At 66.1% G+C, this 7,400-nt stretch carries 8 protein-coding genes; 4 read left to right on the top strand and 4 right to left on the bottom strand.

Annotated elements, in window-relative coordinates; all coding sequences use genetic code 11:
- The 3 genes from QZV72_RS09540 to QZV72_RS09530 all read left to right on the top strand — a co-directional run.
- Positions 1-1,135, top strand: a 1,135-nt coding sequence (locus tag QZV72_RS09540; RefSeq protein ID WP_297007816.1) for a cyclopropane-fatty-acyl-phospholipid synthase family protein, incomplete at its 5' end; no start/stop codon positions are given.
- A 149-nt stretch (positions 1,136-1,284) separates the two neighbouring features.
- Positions 1,285-1,890 (top strand): hypothetical protein, encoded by a 606-nt coding sequence (locus QZV72_RS09535; protein WP_297007814.1) that lies wholly within the window; start codon positions 1,285-1,287, stop codon positions 1,888-1,890.
- A 177-nt stretch (positions 1,891-2,067) separates the two neighbouring features.
- The gene (locus QZV72_RS09530) at positions 2,068-2,580 is read left to right on the top strand and encodes a hypothetical protein (protein ID WP_297007812.1); all 513 of its coding nucleotides are present in this window, start codon (positions 2,068-2,070) and stop codon (positions 2,578-2,580) included.
- A 16-nt stretch (positions 2,581-2,596) separates the two neighbouring features.
- Here the strand turns inward: QZV72_RS09530 and QZV72_RS09525 are convergent, their stop codons facing one another.
- The 4 genes from QZV72_RS09525 to QZV72_RS09510 form a co-directional block, all read right to left on the bottom strand.
- On the bottom strand, positions 2,597-4,138 hold the full coding sequence (locus QZV72_RS09525) for an ATP-binding protein (RefSeq protein WP_297007809.1): 1,542 nt from the start codon (positions 4,136-4,138) through the stop codon (positions 2,597-2,599).
- Positions 4,135-4,260 (bottom strand): hypothetical protein, encoded by a 126-nt coding sequence (locus QZV72_RS09520; RefSeq protein WP_297007806.1) that lies wholly within the window; start codon positions 4,258-4,260, stop codon positions 4,135-4,137. Before QZV72_RS09520 ends, QZV72_RS09525 begins: the two co-directional genes overlap by 4 nt.
- Before the next feature lie 193 nt (positions 4,261-4,453).
- On the bottom strand, positions 4,454-5,242 hold the full coding sequence (locus QZV72_RS09515; protein ID WP_297007804.1) for an ABC transporter ATP-binding protein: 789 nt from the start codon (positions 5,240-5,242) through the stop codon (positions 4,454-4,456).
- Positions 5,243-5,261: 19 nt separating this feature from the next.
- A complete protein-coding gene (locus QZV72_RS09510) occupies positions 5,262-6,086 on the bottom strand; it encodes an ABC transporter permease (RefSeq protein WP_297007819.1) in 825 nt (274 codons plus the stop codon).
- Positions 6,087-6,446: 360 nt separating this feature from the next.
- Between QZV72_RS09510 and QZV72_RS09505 the strand changes: the two genes are divergently transcribed.
- The coding region (locus tag QZV72_RS09505) for an aminotransferase class V-fold PLP-dependent enzyme (RefSeq protein WP_297007801.1) at positions 6,447-7,400 on the top strand (954 nt) is incomplete at its 3' end.

The raw sequence follows: 7,400 nt of genomic DNA, 5'->3' as shown, positions 1-7,400 counted from the left end.
GGTCGCCAGACAGGTCGTGCGCCGCGCCGCGACGATGTGCGGGATCACCGTGGGGGAGGGGGAGGACGCCGACCTGGTCCTCCACCGGCCAGGGGACTTCTACCGGCGCCTCGGCACCCAGGGGCTCGTCGGCTTCGGGGAGTCCTACGTCGCCGGGGACTGGGACGCCGCAGACCTGGCCGGCACACTGACGAAGCTGTGCCGGAAGATCACCGGGCTGCTCCCGCCGTGGCTGCAACGGCTCGGCGGGCTGTACAGCTCGCGGCGTCCTGTCTGGCAGAAGAACACGGTGACCGGCGCGAAGCGCAACATCAGCGCCCACTACGACCTCTCCAACGACTTCTTCGCCACCTTCCTCGACGAGGGGCTCAGCTACTCCTCGGCCCTGTTCGACCGGCCGGAGGGGCCCGGACGCGGGGCGGTGCTCGCCGCCGCGCAGGACGCGAAGGTCGAGCGCGCCCTCGACCGCGCCGGGGTCGGCGGGGGGACCCGCGTCCTCGAGATCGGTACCGGCTGGGGCGAGCTCGCCCTGCACGCCGCCCGGCGCGGGGCGCAGGTGACGTCGGTGACGCTGTCGACGGAGCAGGCCGGTCTGGCGCGTGAGCGGATCGCGGCGGCGGGCCTGTCGGGGCTGGTCGATGTGCAGCTGTGCGACTACCGGGAGGTCACCGGCACCTATGACGCGGTGGTCTCCGTGGAGATGATCGAGGCCGTCGGTGACGAGTACTGGGACGAGTACATGCGGGTCGTCCACGACCGGCTGGTGGACGGCGGGCGCGCGGTCATCCAGGCGATCACCATGGACCACGCGCAGATGCTGGCCACGAAGGACGCCGCGACGTGGATCACCACGTACATCTTCCCCGGCGGGGTGATCCCGAGTGTGCGGGCGCTGAACGAGTCCGCGGTGCGGGCGGGGCTGCGTCCGGGGATGCGGCGCAGTTTCGGCCGCGACTACGCCGAGACGCTGCGCCGGTGGGATGAGGCGTTCCTGGCGGCGGCGTCCACCGGGGAGGTGCAGGAGCTGGGTTTCGGGCCTGATTTCCAGCGGCTGTGGCACTTCTACCTTGCCTACTGCGAGGCGGGGTTCGCCTGCGGGTACATCGACGTGGGGCAGTTGGAGTACGTGCGGTAGGGGGGCTGCGGAGCGGGAAGCTCGCGTGGGGGAACATTGACGTGTCCGTCCGGGTCTCATGTCGTGAACGGAATGCGCACCGCATTCCCCATTCCTTCGAGGAGATAATCGACATGGGAAGACGGAGAAGCAGTGGGAAGGCACACCCGGTGCGCGTAGCAACAGCAGTGGTGCTGGGGGCCGGGGCCCTCACCGGAGTGCTGGCGGCATGCGGACATGAGGAAGAGGAGGATAACGCTTCTGATGTATCAGCGGTACGCACTGAGGTGCCGGGGATAGTCACCTCCGCCCCCGGCGAGACCACGAAGACGGAGCCGGCGGCGAGCGGGCCTCAGGTGGCGGACCCGGGTGCGGTGCTGCCGACCGGGAATTACCGGCTCGGACTCGACGAGGAGTATGACGTGCGGTGCGTGGTCTCCGGCATGCTGGCCTGCGAGGTAGTCCCTGCCAGCACCGATTTCGAACTTCCGCTGACCGCCTGGACGGATGATGTCGCCGACGTGAACCCCAACGGGTTGGCGGTGAAATTCGGTCCGGCGCGGACGAAAACCGTTCTGGGCAACCTCGGGGACATCACGATGAACGGTGAGCTTCCCGTCGGTGCGGTCTACACGGTCGGAGAGATTCGGATCGACCTCACGTATCCGGGAGCGGTCCAGTTCTTCAAGGACGGGGAGAGCGCCTGGCTCACCCGCATGGCCTTCGGTCCCACCGACGTGGATTATGACGCTCCACCGGAAGCCGTCACTGACTGACGATCTCGTCGAGCAGCAGGATCTCCGGGTCCATGCCCACGCTGACCTGACGTGAGCAAAGTCAGGTGGCGAGGAGATCCGGGTTCGGGGAATCCCTGGGAACAATCCCGACGCACCACGTGTCTGATCAGTGTCCGACAGAACAGAGCACCACAGAAACTGAAAGGGAGGGCCATCATGTCCCCGAAGTACAGGACAGAAATCGTCAGGAACGACAGCTGGTTCAGCACCCTCGACGAGCAGATCCAGAAATCCAGCCAACGGCTCGGCGCTGAAGGATGGCAGGTCAGCGGTATTCAGCGCATCAGCGAAAACGAAGCACGCATTACTTACGCGAAAGACGACGGAGCCTCCTCTGGTGAAGGCTGCTTCCTTACCACTGCCTGCGAGGTCGTGCTCGGTGAGCAGTTCCGGGATGACGGCGTCGAACTCCAGACCCTTCGTGAGCACCGCGACCGGATCGCCACCGCGCGTCCAGAACTGCATGAGGTCGTCGCGGAGTACTACGAGTACGCACCGCAGATCGTCACCGAGATCAATGCTTCCACCGACAGTGGCGAGGTGTACCGTCGCATCTTCGATGAGATGGTGACACCCACCAATGCCCTGCTCGCTGCCGGTGATGATGACGCCGCACTGGCCTGCTACTACCAGGGCTTTCGGCAGCTCCGGACCACCTACGCAGTCTGAGCGCCGCCATCGGGCGTCACACAGATCGGTAGGTGGTCTCCCGCTGCCCCTGCCCGCCGTCCCCGATCACGGCACCGGAGTCGACAAGCTTCGCCAGCGCGTAGTGGAGAGCTCCCCGGGACAGTCCGGTGGAATGCACGAGAGTATTGATGTCCGTCCCCGTGTCTGTGGTGAGGGCTGCCAGAATGGCTGGCCCGTTCCGGGTGATCTTCCGTGTGTCGGTGACCGGGGCTTCGGCAGGGGATACCACTTCACGGGGAACCGGGGACGGTTGTTCCGCGGAGGCAGGATGCTCTTCTGCACCACCAGCGCCGACCAGGAAGATTCCGTCCAAGGTGACTTCCCCGATCCCGTGGTCCCGGAGGGCGGCGGTCTGGTCGTAGGCCTCTGATCGCGAGAGTGGTGAGAACTCCGCACACATCCGTTGAATGTTCCAGGGCTCTCCGTCATGGAGGGACAGGAGCAGCGCCTCCTGGACGGATGTCAACCGGATCCCGGGAGCCAGCCGCCGCAGGAGTGTGTTGTCTTGGCTGGTGAACACGGTGCCGCTGGGTAGCCGGACCGTGAAATCCACACCCCGGTCGATGAAAAGGGGACGGTGGAGCTCAGCATCCCGGGTCGCGGCGAGTGCCTCGCGGATGCCACCGCCTTCACCTTCTATGACGCCGGCACCGTCGCAGGTCGTGAGATGCTTGCAGACCTCGTAGAGGCGCTGGTTGACGGCCATCGGGCGGAACAGTCCGGATGCCAGTTCACGAACTGACAGCCGGTGCAGCCCGCCGGGGTTGACGATGATCAGTTCTTCACGGGTCACCCGGACCTGGACCCGCTTGCCGACACTGAGGGAGTTCGGCCCCAGATCACGGTGCACCAGTGCATTGGCGACGAGTTCTCGGACTGCTCGGTGGGGGAACTCGGGGCGGTGTTCCATGTTCCCGTCCTCGCGGTAGACGTCGGAGCTTCCGGTGTTGATCGCGATCCACTGCTGGACGTCGTCGAGTAGGGCAGGTAAGGGGCCGTCGAAATCCTTCCGGTGCAGGGTCCGGGTTCCGCTGCCGTCCCGGGGAAGACGTACGGCGGCGGTGACCGCAAGGGCCGGATAGGCACCCTGCGGGAAATTGCCGAGTGCATAGAGTCCTGCCCTGGTCAGGGTGCCGTCGTCGGAGACGACCCCGGTGACGCGGAGAAGGTCGGCATCCGACATGTCGCGGAGGCGCCGGCTGCTGTTCCTCACTGATGCGAGGTACGCGGGCAGGAGCTCGCTGTCGAGATCCTTGACGGAAGTGCCGGTCACCGGAGCACGGTCGTACTCGGCCCGCTCTGATTCGTGGAGGCGGTCGACCTCGAGCATCCGGAGATCGTTGGCGTTCATCTGGTAATCCCCGTCCGCCTGCCGGAGGTAGGCCTGGCCTCTGTACCGGGCCGGTTTCCGGCTCGGGGACAGACCGTCGACTTCGACGACGAGGATGGTCTTGTCTTCGACGGTGACCGGGTAGGCGGTGATCTGTGGTGCGGGTTCCACGGTGTTGCGGGTTTGGCTGATGACGGCCTGGATCATGTCGTTGGGGCGCTGATCCCCGTGATCTCGAACCCCCGCCTCTGGTCGACGCCGAGAAGGACGGTGCCACCTGTGGGCATGTTCGCGAAGGCCCGGGTGATGTCGGCACTGGTCCAGGTCATACTGTCAAGTGTAACCAGGGAAAGTTGAAAACCCTGCCTCGATCGTTAAAGTATAAGGCGACAAACTTTAAAAGTGCAGGTAGATTAACACTTTCGGATCTCTTGTTGGCTGTCGATACATTAATGTATGTCAAGTGTCGACGGCTCAGGCCAGTGATGACCTGCTGAAAACCCCAGGTCAGGTGGCCGGACCCTACAACCGTCCGAGGTCCTTCAGCACGTTCCGGACGTGCTCCTGGGCACCCGGGCCCTCGTAGGCGCCGACGATCTCGTCGACGGCACCGCACGCCTTGATCTCGCCGTGGTTGACCCACAGGGCCGAATCGCACAGCTGCGCCAGGAACTCGTTGGAGTGCGAGGCGAAGACGAGGATGCCGGACTTCGCCACCAGCGCGGACAGCCTCTCCCGCGCTTTCGCCATGAACGCGGCGTCCACCGCGCCGATGCCCTCGTCGAGCAGCAGGATCTCCGGTTCGATCGAGGTCACCACGCCGAGGGCGAGGCGGACGCGCATGCCGGAGGAGTAGGTGCGCAGCGGCATGGAGAGGTAGTCGCCCAGCTCGGAGAACTCGGCGATGTCGTCCATCTTCTTCTGCATGGACCGCTTCGACTCCCCGAGGAAGAGGCCACGGATGATGATGTTCTCCCACCCGGAGATCTCCGGGTCCATGCCGACACCGAGGTCGAAGACGGGGGCGACGCGCCCCTTGACCACCGCGGAGCCGCGCGTCGGCTCGTAGATGCCGGAGAGCAGGCGCAGCAGGGTGGATTTGCCGGCGCCGTTGTGGCCGACCAGACCGATCCGGTCACCCTCCTTGAGATGGAGGTTCACGTCACGCAGCGCCTCGACGACGACGGTGTTGTCGGCGTTGCGGCCGATCGCCCCGCCAGCGGCCCCGAGGAAGGCTTTCTTCAGGGAACGGGTCTTGGCGTCGAAGATGGGGAAGTCGACGCAGGCGTTGTAGGTGTCGATGGAAACCAAGGGATTCTCCTGTGCTCGGTTAGACCCAGTAGCTGACGCGGGAGCGCCACTGGCGCATGAAGACCAGGGCGAACAGTGTGCCGAGGACGGTGAGTACGCAGACGATGATCCAGGAGCGGAGCTCCACCGGCTCGTTGATCATCGGGCCTCGGACGACCGCCATGTAGTGGTACAGCGGGTTGATCTCCGCGAGGTAGGCCTTGTTGCCGAGGTCACCGACACGGTCCTTCAGGGTGGAGTCCATCCACACGATCGGGGTCATGTAGAACAGCAGCTGCACCAGCGACTCCAACAACGGGGCGACGTCCCGGTAGCGGGTGGCGATGATCCCGAAGAACATTGTCACCCACACGCCGTTGGCGACCAGCAGGGCCAGCCCCGGCACCGCGAGGATGACCTCCCAGCCGACCGGGATCCGGAACACCGCCAGCAGTACCAGCCAGATCGCCAGGTTGTGCAGCAGGAACAGGAACTGCTTCCACACCAGCCGGTAGACGTGCACACTCAACGCACTGGGCAGCTGCTTGATCAGGCCCTCGTTGGCGATGAAGACCTGGGAGCCCTCGTTGATGCAGCCTGCGATGAAACCCCAGAGGATGAGGCCCACGGCGACGTGCGGCAGGAAGACCTTGATGTCGATGTCGAAGAGCAGCGAGTACAGCAGACCCAGGGCGGTGGCCATCACACCGGTGGCGATGGTGATCCACAGGGGGCCGAGGACGGAGCGGCGGTAGCGCTGCTTGATGTCCTGCCATCCCAGGGCGAGCCACAGTTCGCGCTGGCTGAAGCCGCGCTTGAGGTCGACCCAGGCGGCCCCGAAGGTCTGCGACGTGGACGCCGGGATCTTGTCGTCGTCGACCCGGGCAACGTAACGGTCGAACTCCGGGGTCAGTGCGACCGACGCGGCGGTGCTGCTCTCGTTCTCTGAATCGGACACCCGACAACGGTACCCCGGCGTCCCGCCCCGGAGGCAATGACGCGCACAGGCTGCGTGCGTTCCCAGCTGCGTGCCAGGGTGGCTCGTCGGTGGCCCGTCGGCGGCCCGCGGACGGTTCCGGTGATCCCCCGGGTGTACCCCCGGGTGTATCCTCGGTGTGTCACTGGGTGGACCCCGGATCCGTCCCGGGTCTTGTGGAGGTATCTGCACGGCGCTGTAGGATCGTGCTGACGAGTGGCTGCCATAGTGATTGAGGTGCGTACAGGCGTGTTCGATTCCGCGAGGGTCCGAGGGCTCTATGTCTCCCAGTCCGACGGGTGGACCTACCTCAACGGCGGAGCGCGTGCCCAGGTCCCGGAGAAGGTGAGTTCCGCGGTGACGCGGGCGTTCCGCACCGCGCCGCTGCAGGCGGACCCCGGCACCGGTGACGGCACCCGGGGGGACGCCTACATCGACGCCGCCCGTGAGGCGGTCGCCGACCTGGTCGGCGGTGTGCCGGAGTGCGTCGTGCTGGGCCCCAGCCGTGCCGCGTTATTGAGCACCCTGGCGTCCTCCGTGCCGGCGAAGCTGCGCATCGGCCGTGAGGTCGTGCTGTCACGGGTCGACGACCCGGTGAGTACCGCCCCGTGGGAACTCGCCGCGGATCTCTACGGCGCGGACCTGCGCTGGGCGGAGGCCGAGCTGACCTCTGGATCCCTGCCGACGTGGCAGTTCAGTGAACTCATCGGACCGTCGACATCCGTCGTCGCGGTCGCGGCGGCGAACGAGCACATCGGCACGGTGACGGACGTCCGTGCCATCGCCGACCTGCTGCACGCGAAGTCCAACGGGTGGTTGGTGGTGGACGCCGCGTCCTATGCGCCGTACCGTTACATCGACATGGCGGAGTGGGGCGCCGACGTCGTCGCCCTGGACCTGGCCCCGCTGGGGGGTCCGGAGGTCGGGGCACTGGTGTTCCGCGACCAGTTGATGCTCGCCGAGCTGCGCCTGGCGGACGTGAAGACCGGCCGCCACTCCACTCCTGATCTGAGTTCCCTGGCGAAGCGCCGCGTCGCCGCCCTGGAGCGGGGCGGGCTGGCCCCGGGATTGCTCGGTGCTGTCGGGGCGACCGTCGATTTCCTCGCCGGTCTCGACGAGGACGCCACGGGTGACCGTCACGAGCGGCTGCGTACCTCGCTGCCGGCCGCGGAAGAGTACATGCACTCCCTGGCCCGGCACCTG

Source organism: uncultured Corynebacterium sp., assembly GCF_902782855.1.
Lineage (GTDB): Bacteria > Actinomycetota > Actinomycetes > Mycobacteriales > Mycobacteriaceae > Corynebacterium.
Note: the sequence above shows the minus strand (reverse complement) of the source record. Positions and strands in the feature narration are given on the sequence as shown.